This window comes from Mesorhizobium sp. M0500 (assembly GCF_040321165.1).
Classification (GTDB): domain Bacteria; phylum Pseudomonadota; class Alphaproteobacteria; order Rhizobiales; family Rhizobiaceae; genus Mesorhizobium.
In genome coordinates this window covers 116299-132123 of the sequence record NZ_JAMYRB010000001.1, presented here as the reverse complement: position 1 = coordinate 132123, position 15825 = coordinate 116299, and the positions used below count along the sequence as shown (strand labels likewise).

General features: G+C 62.9%; 21 protein-coding genes. 12 read left to right on the top strand and 9 right to left on the bottom strand.

Annotation, left to right across the window (positions count from 1 at the left end; genetic code table 11):
• Positions 1–34 precede the first annotated feature (34 nt).
• The gene (locus tag NKI70_RS00700) at positions 35–334 is read left to right on the top strand and encodes a DUF982 domain-containing protein (RefSeq protein WP_023676146.1); all 300 of its coding nucleotides are present in this window, start codon (positions 35–37) and stop codon (positions 332–334) included.
• Between the two features lie 32 nt (positions 335–366).
• Here the strand turns inward: NKI70_RS00700 and NKI70_RS00695 are convergent, their stop codons facing one another.
• From NKI70_RS00695 to NKI70_RS00685, 3 genes are all read right to left on the bottom strand, one after another.
• Complete coding sequence (locus NKI70_RS00695; protein WP_023676147.1) at positions 367–861, bottom strand: hypothetical protein; 495 nt, start codon at positions 859–861, stop codon at positions 367–369.
• 82 nt (positions 862–943) lie between these two features.
• Positions 944–1234, bottom strand: a complete 291-nt coding sequence (locus NKI70_RS00690; RefSeq protein ID WP_156937320.1) for a hypothetical protein — start codon at positions 1232–1234, stop codon at positions 944–946.
• Between the two features lie 62 nt (positions 1235–1296).
• On the bottom strand, positions 1297–2127 hold the full coding sequence (locus tag NKI70_RS00685) for an SIR2 family NAD-dependent protein deacylase (RefSeq protein ID WP_023676149.1): 831 nt from the start codon (positions 2125–2127) through the stop codon (positions 1297–1299).
• A gap of 331 nt (positions 2128–2458) precedes the next feature.
• On the opposite strand from NKI70_RS00685, the gene NKI70_RS00680 reads away from it, so the two are divergent.
• The 9 genes from NKI70_RS00680 to NKI70_RS00640 are packed head-to-tail and all read left to right on the top strand — an operon-like array spanning position 2459 to position 10985.
• A complete protein-coding gene (locus tag NKI70_RS00680) occupies positions 2459–4252 on the top strand; it encodes a methanol/ethanol family PQQ-dependent dehydrogenase (protein ID WP_352698076.1) in 1794 nt (597 codons plus the stop codon).
• Positions 4233–5102, top strand: a complete 870-nt coding sequence (locus NKI70_RS00675; RefSeq protein ID WP_352697996.1) for a substrate-binding domain-containing protein — start codon at positions 4233–4235, stop codon at positions 5100–5102. The genes NKI70_RS00680 and NKI70_RS00675 overlap by 20 nt, the downstream gene beginning before the upstream one ends.
• Positions 5099–5632: a c-type cytochrome gene (locus NKI70_RS00670; RefSeq protein WP_023676152.1), complete on the top strand. Its 534-nt coding sequence runs from the start codon at positions 5099–5101 to the stop codon at positions 5630–5632. Before NKI70_RS00675 ends, NKI70_RS00670 begins: the two co-directional genes overlap by 4 nt.
• Positions 5629–6645, top strand: coding sequence for a cytochrome c oxidase subunit II (coxB, locus tag NKI70_RS00665; protein WP_352697998.1), 1017 nt, complete (start codon positions 5629–5631; stop codon positions 6643–6645). Before NKI70_RS00670 ends, coxB begins: the two co-directional genes overlap by 4 nt.
• Positions 6642–8609, top strand: coding sequence for a cytochrome c oxidase subunit I (gene ctaD / locus NKI70_RS00660; protein ID WP_352698000.1), 1968 nt, complete (start codon positions 6642–6644; stop codon positions 8607–8609). The genes coxB and ctaD overlap by 4 nt, the downstream gene beginning before the upstream one ends.
• On the top strand, positions 8606–9211 hold the full coding sequence (locus NKI70_RS00655) for a cytochrome c oxidase subunit 3 (RefSeq protein WP_352457412.1): 606 nt from the start codon (positions 8606–8608) through the stop codon (positions 9209–9211). The genes ctaD and NKI70_RS00655 overlap by 4 nt, the downstream gene beginning before the upstream one ends.
• Position 9212: 1 nt before the next feature.
• Positions 9213–9554 (top strand): hypothetical protein, encoded by a 342-nt coding sequence (locus NKI70_RS00650; RefSeq protein ID WP_352457440.1) that lies wholly within the window; start codon positions 9213–9215, stop codon positions 9552–9554.
• Complete coding sequence (locus NKI70_RS00645; protein WP_352698002.1) at positions 9551–10435, top strand: cytochrome c oxidase assembly protein; 885 nt, start codon at positions 9551–9553, stop codon at positions 10433–10435. The genes NKI70_RS00650 and NKI70_RS00645 overlap by 4 nt, the downstream gene beginning before the upstream one ends.
• Entirely contained in the window at positions 10416–10985 is a 570-nt protein-coding gene (locus tag NKI70_RS00640; RefSeq protein ID WP_352691133.1) for a c-type cytochrome, read from the top strand. The genes NKI70_RS00645 and NKI70_RS00640 overlap by 20 nt, the downstream gene beginning before the upstream one ends.
• 39 nt (positions 10986–11024) lie before the next feature.
• On the opposite strand, the gene NKI70_RS00635 is transcribed toward NKI70_RS00640, so the two are convergent.
• The 6 genes from NKI70_RS00635 to NKI70_RS00610 are packed head-to-tail and all read right to left on the bottom strand — an operon-like array spanning position 11025 to position 15131.
• On the bottom strand, positions 11025–11498 hold the full coding sequence (locus NKI70_RS00635; RefSeq protein ID WP_023676159.1) for a DUF2269 family protein: 474 nt from the start codon (positions 11496–11498) through the stop codon (positions 11025–11027).
• Entirely contained in the window at positions 11498–12784 is a 1287-nt protein-coding gene (locus tag NKI70_RS00630) for an SDR family oxidoreductase (protein WP_352691132.1), read from the bottom strand. The genes NKI70_RS00635 and NKI70_RS00630 overlap by 1 nt, the downstream gene beginning before the upstream one ends.
• 34 nt (positions 12785–12818) lie before the next feature.
• On the bottom strand, positions 12819–13154 hold the full coding sequence (locus NKI70_RS00625) for a hypothetical protein (RefSeq protein WP_352723988.1): 336 nt from the start codon (positions 13152–13154) through the stop codon (positions 12819–12821).
• A complete protein-coding gene (locus NKI70_RS00620) occupies positions 13154–13516 on the bottom strand; it encodes a hypothetical protein (RefSeq protein ID WP_023676162.1) in 363 nt (120 codons plus the stop codon). Before NKI70_RS00620 ends, NKI70_RS00625 begins: the two co-directional genes overlap by 1 nt.
• Positions 13516–14736 carry an NRAMP family divalent metal transporter gene (locus tag NKI70_RS00615; RefSeq protein WP_352723986.1) on the bottom strand — a complete coding sequence of 407 codons (1221 nt, stop codon included), beginning with the start codon at positions 14734–14736 and terminating at the stop codon, positions 13516–13518. The genes NKI70_RS00620 and NKI70_RS00615 overlap by 1 nt, the downstream gene beginning before the upstream one ends.
• The gene (locus NKI70_RS00610; RefSeq protein ID WP_352723984.1) at positions 14733–15131 is read right to left on the bottom strand and encodes a hypothetical protein; all 399 of its coding nucleotides are present in this window, start codon (positions 15129–15131) and stop codon (positions 14733–14735) included. The genes NKI70_RS00615 and NKI70_RS00610 overlap by 4 nt, the downstream gene beginning before the upstream one ends.
• Before the next feature lie 219 nt (positions 15132–15350).
• Between NKI70_RS00610 and NKI70_RS00605 the strand changes: the two genes are divergently transcribed.
• Complete coding sequence (locus tag NKI70_RS00605; RefSeq protein ID WP_352723982.1) at positions 15351–15566, top strand: DUF2934 domain-containing protein; 216 nt, start codon at positions 15351–15353, stop codon at positions 15564–15566.
• Between the two features lie 5 nt (positions 15567–15571).
• Positions 15572–15700 (top strand): hypothetical protein, encoded by a 129-nt coding sequence (locus tag NKI70_RS00600; protein ID WP_280952094.1) that lies wholly within the window; start codon positions 15572–15574, stop codon positions 15698–15700.
• Positions 15701–15825: the final 125 nt, after the last annotated feature.

Below are 15825 nucleotides of genomic sequence, written 5' to 3'. Positions count from 1 at the left end.
TTATATCAAGGGTGGTTAAATCGGGAGGACCGCCATGCTGGAGATAAAGTTCGATGCTCCGGTTTGCATCTACTTCGGCAAGCCGGGACGATCGCGAATGGTCAGCTCCGTTTTCGAGGCTTCTTACTGCCTCAAAAGCGAGAAATGGCCTGCCCGCAATGCCCCGTTGTCGCTGATGGCGGGAGATGCATTGGATGGCGCCCAGATCGGCCAGATTACGGCAGCGGAAGCCCGCGAAGCATTTATCGACGCGGCTTTGGAAGCGAAGATTCTTGTCGAAGGCGAGCCGCATGACACACATGCCCGGACGGCCTTCATGCCGGACGGCGGGTGAACCGGCAGGCTGCTTCCCCGCAGAGCCGTTTATCACGAATGGCTGGCTTCCTCGGCCTTTTTCTCCCGCTGCTGCCTGAGGACCTCGTCGGTTCCGACCAGCTTCTTCGATCCGCCGGGGATCGCGGTGGAAACAACAGCCGGCGGGTCGCTTGCGGGGAAAGAATCCTCCAGACCCGCCTGCAGCTGGTCTTCCAGCGTCTGCGGCTCTTCCGAGCGGCCAGGGGTCCTTCGGGTGTCTACATTCTCCAGCGGCTGTGTCATGTCCGGTGAAGACCTGACTTCTCGAATCCAGCCATAGAGCTGTTCGATGGCAAATTCCTTCATTGTGTCGAAATCGGCCTTTTCGTCACGCGATGCCTCGATTTGGTCAACCATGGTCTTCTCGAACCGTTCGAGGCTCTCGCTTCCACACGCTCGGCAGAGACGCACCAGCGCCTCGCGCAGTATGAGCGGCGCAAAGTGCGCTGTCGCCTCGAGCCTGAGCTGCTGCAAACGCTCCGGGGTAGCGGCTTGGAACTTCGACATGCTCGACCTCTTCGCCTAGTGGAGCATGTCAACGAAAATTGTCGGCGGATGTTCCATCGGCGGCCGCTGCATCGCTCGATCCTCAGCGGTGCGCTCCACCACCGACTGCCATGCGGATACCGAGACAGACGACGAAGCAGCTGTGCCGGATGACCGTCCGGCCGCCCGCTATGTAGAACCCATGCGGCCACTTCGGCCCGGGTTCGCCAGATGCCTTGGTGCCATCGTTGGACCTGCCGGCATTTCGCATCATCTTGAGTGCTTCGTCCCTGGTCAGGCCGCACCTGCGGGCAAAACAATCGATCTCATAGGCCAACTCGGCCGACAGGTCGTGTTTGGCATGCATTTTTCGCTGGTGTTTGCGTGCGCCCATTCAGGCTCGGTCCCGGATCAGCCGGTTCCCAGCGCCTGGCCAATCCGTTTCCGCAAGTTTTCTCACGCGCCGTCTGGCCGGCCCACCCTGTCCTTGAGTTCGTTCAGGAATGCGAGCAGCGCGTCCTCAGGATCGTCGGCCGCTTCGGTCAGCATATCGATGCCCCAGCGGCCGAGGACAGCCTCCTGGACGATGCTCGGCTGGGACATGAAGATGAAGGATTTCGGGCGATTCTTCTCATAGCCGGAGCGGCGCCAGGTCTGCCAAAGCCGGTGCAGCAGCAGACGGATGTTCATGTCGGACATGCTGTAGCCGATGAACAGGATGGTGCGCCCGAGCGCGTCAGCGCGAAACTTCACGTCGAGCGGCGAATCGAACGAAAGCCGCTCAAAATAATCGGTCTCCGCCAGAACCAGCGATTTGTCGTCGTCGAAATCGCCGTGGAATTTTATGATCTGCGTCACCTCGCCGGTGGCCTTTGGCAAGTCCTTTGCATTGGCGACTTTGACAAAGGGCCGGCTATGGATCTCGAAGGCAACCTCGAGATTGCGATCATAATTGGTGGTGTAGATGATCGGAAAATCGAGCGATACGATGAGCTTGTGGATTGCCGACCGCTGCACTTCTTCGCGCGATACGCTCCATTCGCGATCCATCCAGCTGCGCAAAGGGCCGAGGCTCCCCTGCTTCAGCCGGTAGTATTCGGCAAGGGCCTGATAGCTGGCCTCCGGTGCGCCGATCATGTCCTCGTGAAGGCCGAGTTCGCTTTGCATGTGCTCGATGAGCTTTTGCCAGGACGGCAAGCCGACGCTCATCGACACCCCGGCTCCAACGAACAAGATAGCTCGTCGCTCTTTCACCGATTGAGCCAGTTGCTCGACTGCAGACAGCATTCGACACAACTGCGATAGGCGCCGCTCCGTTCCAGCCGAGCCCGGACCGCCGCCGGAATAGATTTACTTCCGACGTGAGTGCGAACACTCGGATCGGCTGTTCCGAGCGCCCGGCCGCCGACTTTGGCCAACCGAACCCGACATTTATTTCGTTGCATTTGGCACTTCTGCGCCGCTCACGCGTTGGAGAGTGTTCAACAAACACGGCGCAGCTGCAGCTAATGGAGCTCTGCGCCAACGTCGGCAAACTCGACAGCCAATGAGGCAAGCGCGACTGGTGGCGGCGAAAAATAGGGTGCCTGGCAAAAGGGGAAAGAGGCCATTGGCTGCGATGCTGGGATGGACGCTGCTGGCAAGCTTCGCGCTGACTACCGCGGCGGTTGCTCAGTCAACGTCAAGCTTTGCGATAAATCCGCCTGCCGCAGCTGCTCCGCCCGACGACGGCCAATGGGCGATGCCGGCAAAGAACTACGCCTCGACTCGCTACAGCGAACTTGCGGAGATCACCGAAGACAACGTCAAAAACCTGCAGGTGGCCTTCACCTTCTCGACCGGCGTCAACAAGGGTCAGGAGGCTGCGCCCCTGGTGGTCGGCAACACGATGTATATCGTGACACCGTTTCCCAACATTCTCTACGCGCTTGACCTTACCAAGCCCGGCGCGCCGATGAAGTGGAAGTTCGAGCCCAATCCCGAGCCTGCGGCGCAGGGCGTTGCCTGTTGCGACGTGGTCAACCGCGGTGCAGCCTTCTTCGAAGGGCGCATCTATTTCAACACGCTCGATGGCCACACGATCGCCGTCGATGCGGCCACCGGCAAACCGGTCTGGAACACCCACATCGGCAACATCAACATCGGCGAGACCATCACCATGGCGCCGCTGGTGGTGAAGGGCAAAGTGCTGGTCGGCAATTCCGGCGGCGAAATGGGCGTACGCGGCTGGATCAAGGCGCTCGACGCCGGCGACGGGCACGTCGTCTGGACGGCCTACAATACCGGACCGGACGCCGAGGTGCTGATCGGCCCCGATTTCAAGCCGCATTACGACATGGACAAGGGCAAGGATCTCGGCGTGACGTCGTGGCCGCCCGACGCCTGGAAGATCGGCGGCGGCAATGTGTGGGGCTGGATCTCCTATGACCCGGACCTAAACCTGATCTTCCATGGCACCGGAAATCCCGGTCCGTGGAATCCGGATCTGCGGCCCGGCGACAACAAATGGACCGCCGGCATCTTTGCCCGCGATCCCGACACCGGCGCAGCCAAATGGTTCTATCAATGGACCCCGCACGATTTGCACGACTACGACGGCATCAACGAACAGGTGCTGCTCGACATGACCTGGCAGGGCAAGCCCCGCAAGGTGCTGGTCCGACCGGAACGCAACGGCTACGTCTATCTGTTGGATCGCACCACAGGCGAGGTCCTGTCGGCAGTCCCCTTCGGGCCAGTCAATTCCAGCACGGGCGTCGACCTCAAGACCGGCCGGCTGATTGTAAATCCGGACAAGAAGACCGGCACCGGCAAGGTCGTGCGCGACATCTGCCCGACCGCATCGGGCCTCAAGGACTGGCAGCCTTCGGCATTCTCGCCCAAGACTGGTCTGCTCTACATCCCGCACAACAATCTCTGCATGGACGAAGAGGGCGTCGAGGTGAATTACATCGCCGGCACGCCCTATGTCGGCATGAACGTGCGCATGATCCCCGGGCCGGGCGGCAATCGCGGTGCTTTCACCGCCTGGGATGTCGCCGCCGCCAAGCCGGCGTGGAGCCTGAAGGAGAACTTTCCGGTGTGGAGCGGCGCCGTCGCCACCGCCGGCAACGTCGTGTTCTATGGCACTATGGAAGGCTGGTTCAAGGCGGTCAGCGCCAGGACCGGCGAACTGCTGTGGCAGTTCAAGACGTCGTCCGGCATCATCGGCCAGCCGATCACCTATCGCGGCCCGGACGGGCACCAATATGTCGCGATTCTTTCGGGCGTCGGCGGCTGGGCCGGCGCGATCGTATCCGCCGATCTCGATCCGCGCGACGCCACCGCCGCGCTCGGCTTCGTCAACGTCATGAAGGATCTGAAGGATGTAACCACGCCGGGAGGTGCGCTGTATGTGTTCCGGCTGCCTTGAGAAGATCGGCCGAGTTGCGCGCGCACGGAGAAAATCTTCCCGGCGGTTTGGCGCCGCGGTCGGCGCACTGGCGCTCTCGCTCGTCGCCGCCGTTGCCGATGCGCGCGAATTGAGGATCTGCGCCGATCCCAACAACATGCCGTTCTCCAATGCCGCCAGGCAGGGCTTTGAAAACAAGATCGCCGAACTCGTCGCGACGGAGCTTGGCGCAGCGGTTTCCTACACGTGGTGGGCACAGCGGCGCGGCTTCGTCCGCAACACGTTGAAAGCTGGCTTGTGCGATCTTGTGCCCGGCACGCCCGCCAATCTCGAGATGCTGCGCACGACCGCGCCCTACTACCGGTCTTCTTATGTGTTCGTGACACGCCAAGATGTGCCCGAAATCACGTCCTTCAACGATCCTCGCCTGCGAGATCTGCACATCGGCGTCCAGCTGATAGGCGACGATGGCGCCAACTCGCCCCCCGTCCAGGCGCTTGGCCGTCGTGGCATCGTCGGCCATCTCATCGGTTTCCCCGTCTATGGCGACTATTCGGCGCCGAACCCGCCAGCACGCATCATTGAGGCGGTCGCGAATGGCGACATCGATATGGCCGTCGTCTGGGGACCGTTGGCCGGCTACTTCGGTGCCAGGCAAGAAATACCGTTGCGGATTACGCCGGTTGCGCCGCGCATCGACGGTCCGCTGCTGCCGATGATCTACGACATCTCGATGGGTGTGCGCCACGACGACGATGCGCTGCGCAGCGAGGTAGACGCAGCGCTCGCCAAACACCGCGCCGAGATCGATGCAATCCTGGCGGAATATGGCGTGCCTCGCCTCGACGTCGCCGGGGCGGCAGTGCGATGAACCGCTGCCTTCCATGCTTGCTGTCGGCGATGCTCGTCCTTGCCGCTTGCCAGCGTGAGGAACGCGAAACGCGTCCACAGTCGGCGCTCGGCTCGGGCGATCAACCGGCAGCCGTGACGGCCCTCGAGCCGGGCGGCCAACGGCCGACCTCGTCCGACAACAAGGCCGGCGTGTTCGAGGCCAACGCCTTCCACCTCAGCGAGGGCAAGCGTCTGTTCAACTGGTTCAACTGTTCCGGCTGCCATGCCAATGGCGGCGGCGGCATGGGCCCGGCCCTCATGGACCAGAAGTGGCTCTATGGCAGCTCGATCGAAAGCATCCACGCCACGATCAGGGACGGCCGGCCCAACGGCATGCCGAGCTTCCGCGATACGATCCCGGATGACCAGATCTGGGAGCTTGCTGCCTTCGTCCGGGCACTGAGCGGTAACGCACCGTCCTCCGCCGCGCCGGGCCGCGACGACGACATGATGCCCCATCCATCCGAGAATCGCCTGCCGGACGCCGCGACGCTGGGGAAGTCGCCGTGAGCCGCGGTGTCTGGACGGTGTGCGGGTGCACGGCCTGCATCCTGCTCCTCGCAGGATGCAGCGGCTGGCAATCCGCGCTCGACCCAAAGGGCCCGGCCGCGGGCGAACTCGCATGGCTGATCTGGTTGTTCACCGCGCTGTGCACGGTGGTCTGGCTTCTGGTGATGGCCGTGCTGATCGTGCCATTGGCCCGGCGCGCGGCGCCGCTCGGCGACCCGCTTGTCCTCGACGCTGCGGCCGAGCGCAGCAAGATGCGAATTGTCGTCGCCGCACTCGCCGCTACCGCCCTGATCCTGGTCGGCCTGACGCTGCTGAGCTACTTCGCTAACCGGACGCTCGCCGCCATCGGCTCGGATGCGGCGCTGACGATCCGGGTGACCGGGCATCAATGGTGGTGGGAGGTGCGCTACGAAAACGATCAGCCGAACCGCATCCTGACGACCGCCAATGAAATCCACATCCCGGCGAGCGAGCCGGTGCGGCTTGTGGTGACCTCGACCGACGTTATTCATTCCTTCTGGGTGCCGAACCTCTCGGGTAAGCTGGACCTTATCCCCGGCCACGAGAACGTTCTCGATCTGAAGGCGGACAAGCCCGGCGTCTATCGCGGGCAATGCGCCGAGTTCTGCGGCGCGCAGCATGCCAATATGAGCACCTTCATCATCGCCGAACCTCGGCCCGTCTTCGATGCCTGGCTGAACGATCAGCTGCGGCCGGCGGCCGCCCCCGTGTCGGCCGAGGCCAAAACCGGCCACGACCTGTTCCTCAAACGGCCATGCGTGATGTGCCACAAGATCGGCGGCACCATCGCCGGCGGCACGGTCGCCCCAAACCTCACCCATATCGCAAGCCGGCAAACGCTCGCTGCCGGCACGCTGACAATGAGCCGCGGCAATCTCGCAGCCTGGATAGCCAATCCGCAGGGGATCAAGCCAGGCGCCCACATGCCCGTGGTGCGACTGGACGGGGACGAACTGAATGCGATCGTCGCCTATCTCGAGGGCCTGAAATGAGCAGCGCCCGTGAGCGTCGGCTCGCCGGCGAGGGAGCAGCGGCCGGCAAAGGAGACCTGGCCCCCGAGCGCGACGGTCCTCGCGATACCAGCCTCGACGACTCCAGCCTTGACCGCTGGCTGGCGCGGACATGGCAGACGGCGCCGGGCATCATCGGTGCGCTCTCGAGCGTCGACCACAAGATTGTCGCGCGGCGCTACCTGATCACCGCTTTCGCCTTCCTATGCCTCGGTGGCCTCAGCGCCGTTGCCATGCGCATCCAACTGTCGGGGCCGGAGCGCGGGCTGATCGGGCCCGACCGCTACAACCAGCTGTTCACCATGCATGGCGTGACGATGATGTTCCTGTTTGCGGTGCCGATCGTTCAGGCGACCGGCATCTACCTCGTGCCGCTGATGGTCGGCACCCGCAACATCGCCTTTCCGCGCCTCAATGCATTCAGCTTCTGGATTTATCTCTCCGGTGGCCTCTTCGCCTGGGTGTCGTTTGCTCTCGACATGGCGCCCGACGTCGGCTGGTTCTCCTACGTGCCGCTGTCCGGTCCTGAATTCGGGCCAGGCAAGCGTTCCGACGTGTGGGCGCAGATGATCACCTATACCGAAGTGTCATCGTTGGCGGTCGCGGTTGCCACCATCGTCACCGTGCTGAAGCAGCGTGCGCCGGGCATGTCGCTGGACAAGATTCCGCTCTATGTCTGGGCGATGCTGGTCACCTCCTTCGTCATCGTGTTCGCCATGCCGGCGGTCATGATCACGTCGACGTTCCTGATCCTCGACCGCCTGGTCGGCACCCATATCTTCAATCCCGCCGAGGGCGGCGACGTATTGCTGTTCCAGCACCTGTTCTGGTTCTTCGGCCACCCCGAAGTCTACATCATATTCCTGCCGGCTACCGGCATGGTGTCCTCGATCATCACCGCTTTCGCCCGGCGTCCGGTATTCGGCTATCTGGGCATGGTACTGGCCTTGATCGCGGTCGGCTTTCTGTCGTTCGGCCTGTGGGTTCACCACATGTTCGCAACCGGTCTGCCCAAGCTCGGCGCGAGCTTCTTCACCGCCTCGAGCATGCTGATCGCCATCCCGAACGGGCTGCAGATCTTCTGCTGGCTGGCGACATTGTGGGACGGACGCCCGATAATCAGAACGCCGCTGCTGTTCGTGTTCGGCTTCTTCTTCACGTTCGTCGCGGGCGGCCTGACTGGGGTGATGCTGGCGTCGGTGCCATTGGACCTGCAAGTGCACGACACCTATTTCGTGGTCGCGCATTTCCATTACGTGCTGATCGGCGGGTCGGTGTTCCCGCTGCTCGGCGCGACCTATTTCTGGTTCCCCAAGATCACCGGCCGGATGATGAGCGAACGTCTCGGACGCTGGCACTTCTGGCTTGCCTTCCTAGGCTTCAATGCGGCGTTCTTTCCGATGCACGTTGTCGGCCTGTGGGGCATGCCGCGGCGGGTCTACACCTATCCGGTGGAACTCGGCTGGGGCAACATCAACCTGTTCATCACAGCCGGCGCGGTCATCCTGTTCCTAAGCTTCGTTCTGTTCACTATAAACCTGGTGTACAGCGCCTCGAGGGGCGCCCCGGCCGGGGACAATCCCTGGAATGCCGGCACGCTGGAATGGGCGACGAGCTCTCCACCGCCGAGCTATAATTTCGCTCGGATCCCGGTGGTTACCCACGCCGAGCCGCTCTGGGCCGAACGTGACACGCTGCCTGTCGCGACCGGGCTTCGCGTCGACGCGCGCGAACTTGTCATTTCGACCGTGGCAGAGGCGCATCCAGATGTGCGCGAGAAGTCGGCGACGCCGTCGATCTGGCCATTGTTCGCCGCGCTCGCCGTCGGCGCCACCTTTCTCTATTCGATCTTCAGCCCGTGGGCGGTGGTCTGGGGAGCCGGGCCGATCGCCATCACTTTGATCGGTTGGTTCTGGCCGAAAGGCGATCCGGAGGATGAGGAATGAAACAGCGTCCTGCCGCCGATCTTTCCAAACTCCCGACCTTCGGGATCGGACCGCGCAGCCCGACCTGGTGGGGCACCCTCGCCTTCATGGCGCTGGAGGGCACCGGCTTCGCGCTCGCCGCAGGCACCTATCTTTACCTCGCCTATCTGTCGCCCAAATGGCCATTGGGCGTGCCGCCGCCCAACCATTGGCCGGGCACCATCGTCACGCTGTTGCTGCTCGCCAGCGTGGTGCCCAATCACATACTGAACCGCTACGCCGAAGCCTGTGCCATGGTGCCCGTGCGCATCGGCCTGATCGTCATGTCGCTGCTAGGTATCGCACCGCTTGTCGTGCGGTGGTTCGAATTTCCGGCCCTCAACATTTATTGGGATACCAATGCGTACGGCTCGATGCTGTGGGTCCTGCTCGGCCTTCACACAACGCACCTGATTACCGACGTCGGCGACACGCTGGTGCTGACGGTCCTGATGTTCACGCGCCATGGCTATAGCGGCCGGCGTTTCGGGGACGTTGGCGACAACGTCTTCTACTGGGATTTCGTGGTCGCGACCTGGATCCCGATCTATCTGTTGATCTACTGGATGCCGAGGCTTGACTGAGATGCGTGCGCTTCGCTTGGGCACATCATGGGGCGGGCTGTTGTCCGGGCCTTTGGCCTGGGCGGTGTCGACCCAGCTGAATTATGCGTTCGTGGAGTGGCAGTGCGCCCACGGTATTCCCGTCATACCGGTCATTGCGCTGGTGCTGACAGTGCTGGCCTTGCTCGGCGGCGTGCTTTCGTGGCGGGCGCGACAGCAAGGTGGCGCCGCCTTTAAACCGGATCGTACGCGCGGCACCGAGCATTTCGTCGCCAATATCGGCATTCTCAGCGCGGTGCTGTTTGCGCTGGTAATCGTCATGCAAGGCGCGGCTTCGCTCATTGTTGACGGCTGCCTACGATGAGCTTCGACGCGCTCTTCTCGACCTCGATCTGCTACGGTGCTGGCGCCCCGCAGGCCGGCTGGACGCTGGCGTTGCCGATCACGCTGCCGCTAACCATGGTCGCACTGCTTTACGCGGCAGGCGCCTTTCGGCTGTGGCGGCGGAGTGCCCGCAGCCGCCCGTTGCGGTTGCGGCAAGCCCTGCTGTTTGCGACCGGCTGGGCCATTTTGGCGGCAGCACTGGTCAGTCCGCTCCACGCATTCGGTGAGCGCGTTTTCACCGCCCACATGATCGAGCACGAGCTGTTGATGGCGGTGGCGGCACCCCTGCTGGTCGCCTCCCGTCCGGCGGCGGCGATGATGTGGGCATTGCCGATCAAGCTGCGGCTGGCATTTGGCGCAGCCGGGCAGGCGAAGGTGCTTCGAATCGTTTGGGCCGCCGTCAGCCGCCCTCTAGCCGCGACCTTCCTGCACGGCGTCGCGATATGGGCGTGGCACGTTCCGGCGCTGTTCGAGGCGGCGCTTGCACAGGGTGTCCTGCATTATGCGCAACATGCCAGCTTCTTCGGTACGGGGCTGCTGTTCTGGTGGGTGCTGCTGCCGCGTTCAGGCCGCGAACAAGCCTACGGCAGCGCAGTCATGCACCTCTTTTTCACCTCGCTGCACACCGGCCTGCTCGGGGTGCTGCTGCTGGTCTCGCCAAGGCTGTGGTACCCGGTAAACGCAGCCGGCGCGGAATTGTGGAGCCTTAGCCCGCTCGAGGACCAGCAGCTCGCCGGCTTGGTGATGTGGGTTCCGGCCGGCCTGATTTATGGCGGAGCCGCGTTGCTGCTGGCCGGTCTGTGGATTCGCTCAAGTGGACAGAGAAGATGGGAGGCGTCGCATGCGCTCCAGGCTGTCTAAGCTGGTCATTGGTACCGGGACGGCAATTGCCGTGCTGGCCGCAGCTTGGGCGGCGCTGACGTTGTGGCCGGAGCGCCTCGTCAGGGTCGCGCATAAGACGGACAATGCCCCTGGCAGCATCGGCGTGCGCGCAACATCGCGCTTCACTCCGTCCGGACCCATCCTCGGCGCCGCGGCAATTGTCGTGCTTGTTGCAGCCCTGGCCGGGATCGCGTTGTACTTTGAGCAAAGCCGTCGAGTGGAGCAGAAGGCCGACAATGCAACCGGCGGTGTTGGCGCCCGCGCCATACCAATCATCATGGCCAATGGCTGTGCCGGATGCCACACGATCACCGGCGTGCCCGGCGCGCAGGGACTGGTCGGTCCACGCCTCGACGCCAGCTTGGCCACCCGGGTCTATATCGGCGGCGTATTGTCCAACAACCCGCGAAACATGGTCCGTTGGATACGCGCCGCAAGAGAGATCAATCCGCACACGGCAATGCCTTCGACCAGAATTTCCGAGCAGGAGGCGCGGGATATCGCGGCCTATCTCTATTCGCTGAAATGAAAGTCATCGCTCATCCCGGCAGCTGCACGCGGCCTGTCTTCACCAGTCGATCGCAGGCCGAGTGATCATCAGCCAGAAAATCCCGAGTACCGCAGCGAAGGCGGGGAAGCCGAAGGCGAACCACAGCCAGAAGAGCCGATGATAGCGCGGCGGCAACGGCGCGCCTGCAGCGGCGGCTTGCGATGCCAGCTTGCGCATCTGCATTTGCATCCAGACGACCGGGAGCCAGAACATTCCGGTGAAGATATAGAGCGCGATCGAAAGTACGATCCAGCCCTCCGACAGCGAGTAGCCTGCCTGCCAGGCGAGCGCGGCTCCGGTCAAAGGCTGCGCGACCACGGCCGTCGCGGTGAAAAGGAAGTCGGCGACGACGACGATACGCGCCACGGCCGCAACCGTCGCGGCATTGCCGGTCCTGTGGGCGAGCAGCATGAAGAAAGCGATACCGGCGCCGGTACCAAGCAGCACGGATGCGCCGATGACATGCAGAAATTTCAGCAGGAAATAGAGCATCAACGCTCCTCCAGCACTGCCAAGGCCACAAAGTGCAGCACCAGGATCGGCAACACCTTGAGGAACGGCCCAAGCGGGTCGTTCCACAGATCGGGGCTCAGGAAGCTTCCGACGACCAGGTAGAAGAGCGAGAGCGCGATGCCGCCATAGAGGCCTTTTCGCGTCGCTGGCCGCCAGGCTAGGAGCGCGCCGACGGCGATGTCGGCAAGAGCACCGGCTATCACGGTCGGCGCCGACAAGATGCCAGCCCCCGTGCTTTGCATCAGCTCGATGCCACCGTTATAGCCGGTGGTCAGCGACACAATACCCGTCACGATCCAGAAGAAGGGCAGGACGACGAAGATCGCAGGCTTGATGAAATACAGCCGGGCAAACCATTTTTCCTGCACCGTTGCCGGATTGAGCGCGAGGAAGCCCGCCAGGGTTTGCGGGCGTATGCCGGTCGCGGCGGTCCAGTCCGAGGGATCTCCAACCGCTCCTCGGGCGATCTCTCTGGCCGCGTTGGTGCGCATCGGTGGACGCCAGCCGAACATCGCGGCAAGGTCGCCGAGGCGGTAGAGAAGCCTTGCAACAGCCGCCGGCAAGACAAACCTGGCTGCAGGAGCCCAGCCGAGCCATCGGCGATAGCTGCCGACGACCTCGTCCATGCTCAGCTGTTCGGGACCGACAAGTTCCAACACGACGCGAGACGGACTGTCGGGATCGAGAAGGAAGACGACTGTTGAGACCACATCGTCGAGTAGTACCACCTGGAGCCGGCCGGTGCCGGGCATGGACGGTAGCACCGGCAGCGAGGCGAGACCCCTAAACAATGCGCTGGCCCCAAACACCGGCCGGCCGAGCACCACGGACGGGCGCAGGATCACCCAATCCAGATCAAGCGCCATAAGCGCTTGGTCGCCGGCCAGTTTCGTCGCCGAGAATGCCGAAGGCTGCGCCCGATCGACGCCTATCGCCGAGAAGTGGATTACCCGGGCAACCCCTGCCCGCGCACAGGCGAGGAAGAGTGCTGCCGCCGCATCGCGATGGACTTCGCGCGTCTTTTCGCGAGGGCTGTCCTGCAGGACGCCGGCACAATTCACGACGGCGTCGACACCCCTGAGATGCGGTAGCCAGTCTTCGGGCTGCAGCGCCGCCGCCATGTCCAGCACCAGCAATTGATAATTGCCGGCCCGGTTTGCGCCGGGGCTGCGGACCAATCCGATCACCTCATGCCTTTCGGAAAGAAGGCGTGCCACGACGGAGGCACCGATCAGGCCGGTGGCGCCGGTAACCAGGACTTTCACTGGACCCCATTCTCCGACGGCGGGAAAGTATCGTTCATTCCGGTTTATCGCCCTCGATACTCCCCTTCATACCGGAAAGTTCTTCCGTCGTGCATAACAACCGCGGCCGCGCCGGGTCGGAGATGTCGAGCTTGTCCCAGGGAATGCGGTACACGCTGTCGCGACTGCGCAATCGAAAGACGTCGAGGACCGCAATGCCGATAGCCGAAGCGGACAGACGCTCGAAGGCCGCGTAGATGCCGACATGGTACTCGGTAACCACCAGGTCGTCGTCATCCGGTTCGGCGCGTATCTCCTCGATACGGCCGATGCTTTTGCCGTGCGAAAGCACATTCCTGCCAGCCAATTGCTCAAGATTGACGGTGGCCATCATCCAGCTCCCGGAATACGCCCAATGACATGATCGCGCAGCCAGTCCTGCCAGTCGAAAATCGCCGTTTCGCGGACGTCGATATCGAACTCGATGTCGACGCCGATGTCGCGCACCTTGTTCCAGGCGATGCGGTGCGGCTCGGCATGGCGCTTGCCGCCGAGCCTTGCCGCAACCCGCGCCATCCAGCGCCCGGGTCGCTCGCCAAGCCGACGCCCCAGCGTGATCGAGCCGAGCTCGACCGCAACGATTTTAGGCGGCTCGCCTGGCCTGAGCTCGGCCACCAGCCCGTCCACCTTGCCGATCTTGACCTGCTCGCGGTCGACCACTTGCTTGTCCAGAATGTCGCGCAGCAACTTCATCACGTGCCTCCGAATATCTGCAAAGGAATGGTCACGATCGCGAGCACGAAACCGAGCGCGATGATAAAGATGACCGCGGCATTCGCTATCATGCCATTGCGGTGCTCGCCGACATAACGCTCGTCATTCAGCAGGAAGAGGAACGGCACCACGGTCAGCGGCAGGCTGGCGGCCGTCAGCGCCATGGAAAAGATGGTGAGCTTCAGCGGATCGAGGCCCAGTGCGATCGGAATGGCGGCGAGAACCAACAAGATCGTATAGACGGTGCTGAAACCCGGGTCGTCGCGCGGTTTCAGGTTCTCGCCCCAAGTCCAGCCGAAACCCTGCGCCACAAGGTAGGCTTGCTGCAGGCCGATTTCGAGCGCGGCACCGAAGCAGGCAATGCCTAGTGAAGCAACGAACAGGACAAATCCCCAGAAACCGAAGATCGGAATCAGCATCAGTGGCAGTTGGTGGTAGTCATCGACCTGCTCTATGCCGTGCGCGGCCAGCACGAGCGCCGCCACAATCAGCACACCGATAGCGATTGTGCCGCCAAAACTCATGCCCAGGCCGGCAATGGCCCGATTGGCTCCGAGATAGCTCTTGTCCCACTCGTCCTCGATCGCTCCCGACGAATAGAACATGAACAGATAGGGCGAGATCGACGCACCAAGAATGCTGACCGCCATGAACCAGTAGTTGGCCGCGTCGTGATCCGGCAGTGTGGGCACGGCCCCGGCCGCGACCTGCCCCCAATCGGGCTTCAGCATGACTGCGCCAACCACGAAGCACAGCGTGACCAGCCCGAGAATCGCGACGCCTTTTTCGATGAATCCGAACGTGCCTTTCCAAAGGAACAGCCATGCCAGAAAAGCGACCGGCAGCGCCCACCACTGAAAGCCGATGCCGGTGGCGAGCTCGAGCGCAATGGCAACACCGCCGATTTCGGCTGCCATGACCAGGAAGTTGACCAGCAAGATCGCAAGCAACGGCCACAGAAAGGCGTTGAAGCCAAACCGTTCCCGGATCCCGTCGGCGATGGTGTGATGGCTAACTGCGGCGAAGCGTCCGGCCATCTCGACCAGAAAGATAACGCAGATCGTGCCCAGAACGACGGCCCAGATCAGCTGGAACCTGAACGCCGCGCCCGCCTGAGCGGCGGTTGCCATCGATCCGACCTCGAGAAAGCCACCAACGCTGGTGACGATACCGAGCGATATTTCGAGCAGCTTCTTCATGATTTCGGCGCGAAATATTTCGCGTAGGACGTGCTCAGATCGGCGGCGGCGGCCCGCAGATCCTGCTGCGCGTGTTCCACTTCCGAGCGGTTGCCGTTCTGCACGGCCGTCGCCGCGCGAATTACCGCTGCCGAAAGCCGTCCAACCGCCATCGTCAGACCGGCTTGCCCGCTGGGCTCAGGCGACTTGGCGGACTGGATTTGCGCACCGGCATCGGCGAGCGCCTTGCCGACCGATTGCAAGGTGCGCGACGTGTATTTCGAGGGGGCCGCCCCTGAAGCCCAGGCATCCAGCACCAGCGATGCGGTCTGTGTGGCGGAAGCCGCGGTTTTCGACTGCTGCTCGACCTGGTCGGAAGGCGAGCATGCCGTCAATACAAATATTATCAGCAGCAAGCACGGGCGGTCTGGTCGAAGACCGACGGCTGTAACGGCATTTACAATACGTGCTTGTAGCGTTGCTGCCACACGATTGTTCTCCCCGCACCAAGCGACTTCGGCGCGAAGTTTGATCTAGAGCGCTGGGTGATCAGGTCAACTGAACCGCGATGAACGGCGCTGGCACCGCGGAACAAACCAGCGATCGCCGGATTAGGGGATGAGGAGGCAAAGGCCATGGACAGGGAAGACCGTATCAGGCAGCGAGCCCACGAGATCTGGGAGCGCGAAGGCCGTCCGCAAGGACGCGAGCGCGAGCACTGGGATCAGGCCGTGCAGGAGATCGAAGCTGAGGGTTCCGAGGCCGAACGCGGCCCGGTCGTGCCCGATCCAACGGTCGAGGCCGGCTCCGATCCGGAGGCACGCGGCAGCAAGCGGCGGCGAGGGACATGAGGCCGATGCCTCGTTTCGTCGCCTGGATCGTGGTCGTACTGGTCGTGCTGTTCGCCGCCTGGCTGATGATCGGGCGCGACAGAACCGGCGGCGGAGGTCAGCCCACGCCGCACGCAATTGATCAAAATGGATAGGAGCCGACATGACGGGAACCAATACTCATCCTGAACAAGACCCGGCGGAAGGATCGCGATCGGTAGTCGAAAAGCAGCTCCGCAAGGAGCAAGGCGGCGAGGGTCAAGATCGCAAAGCCGAGGCA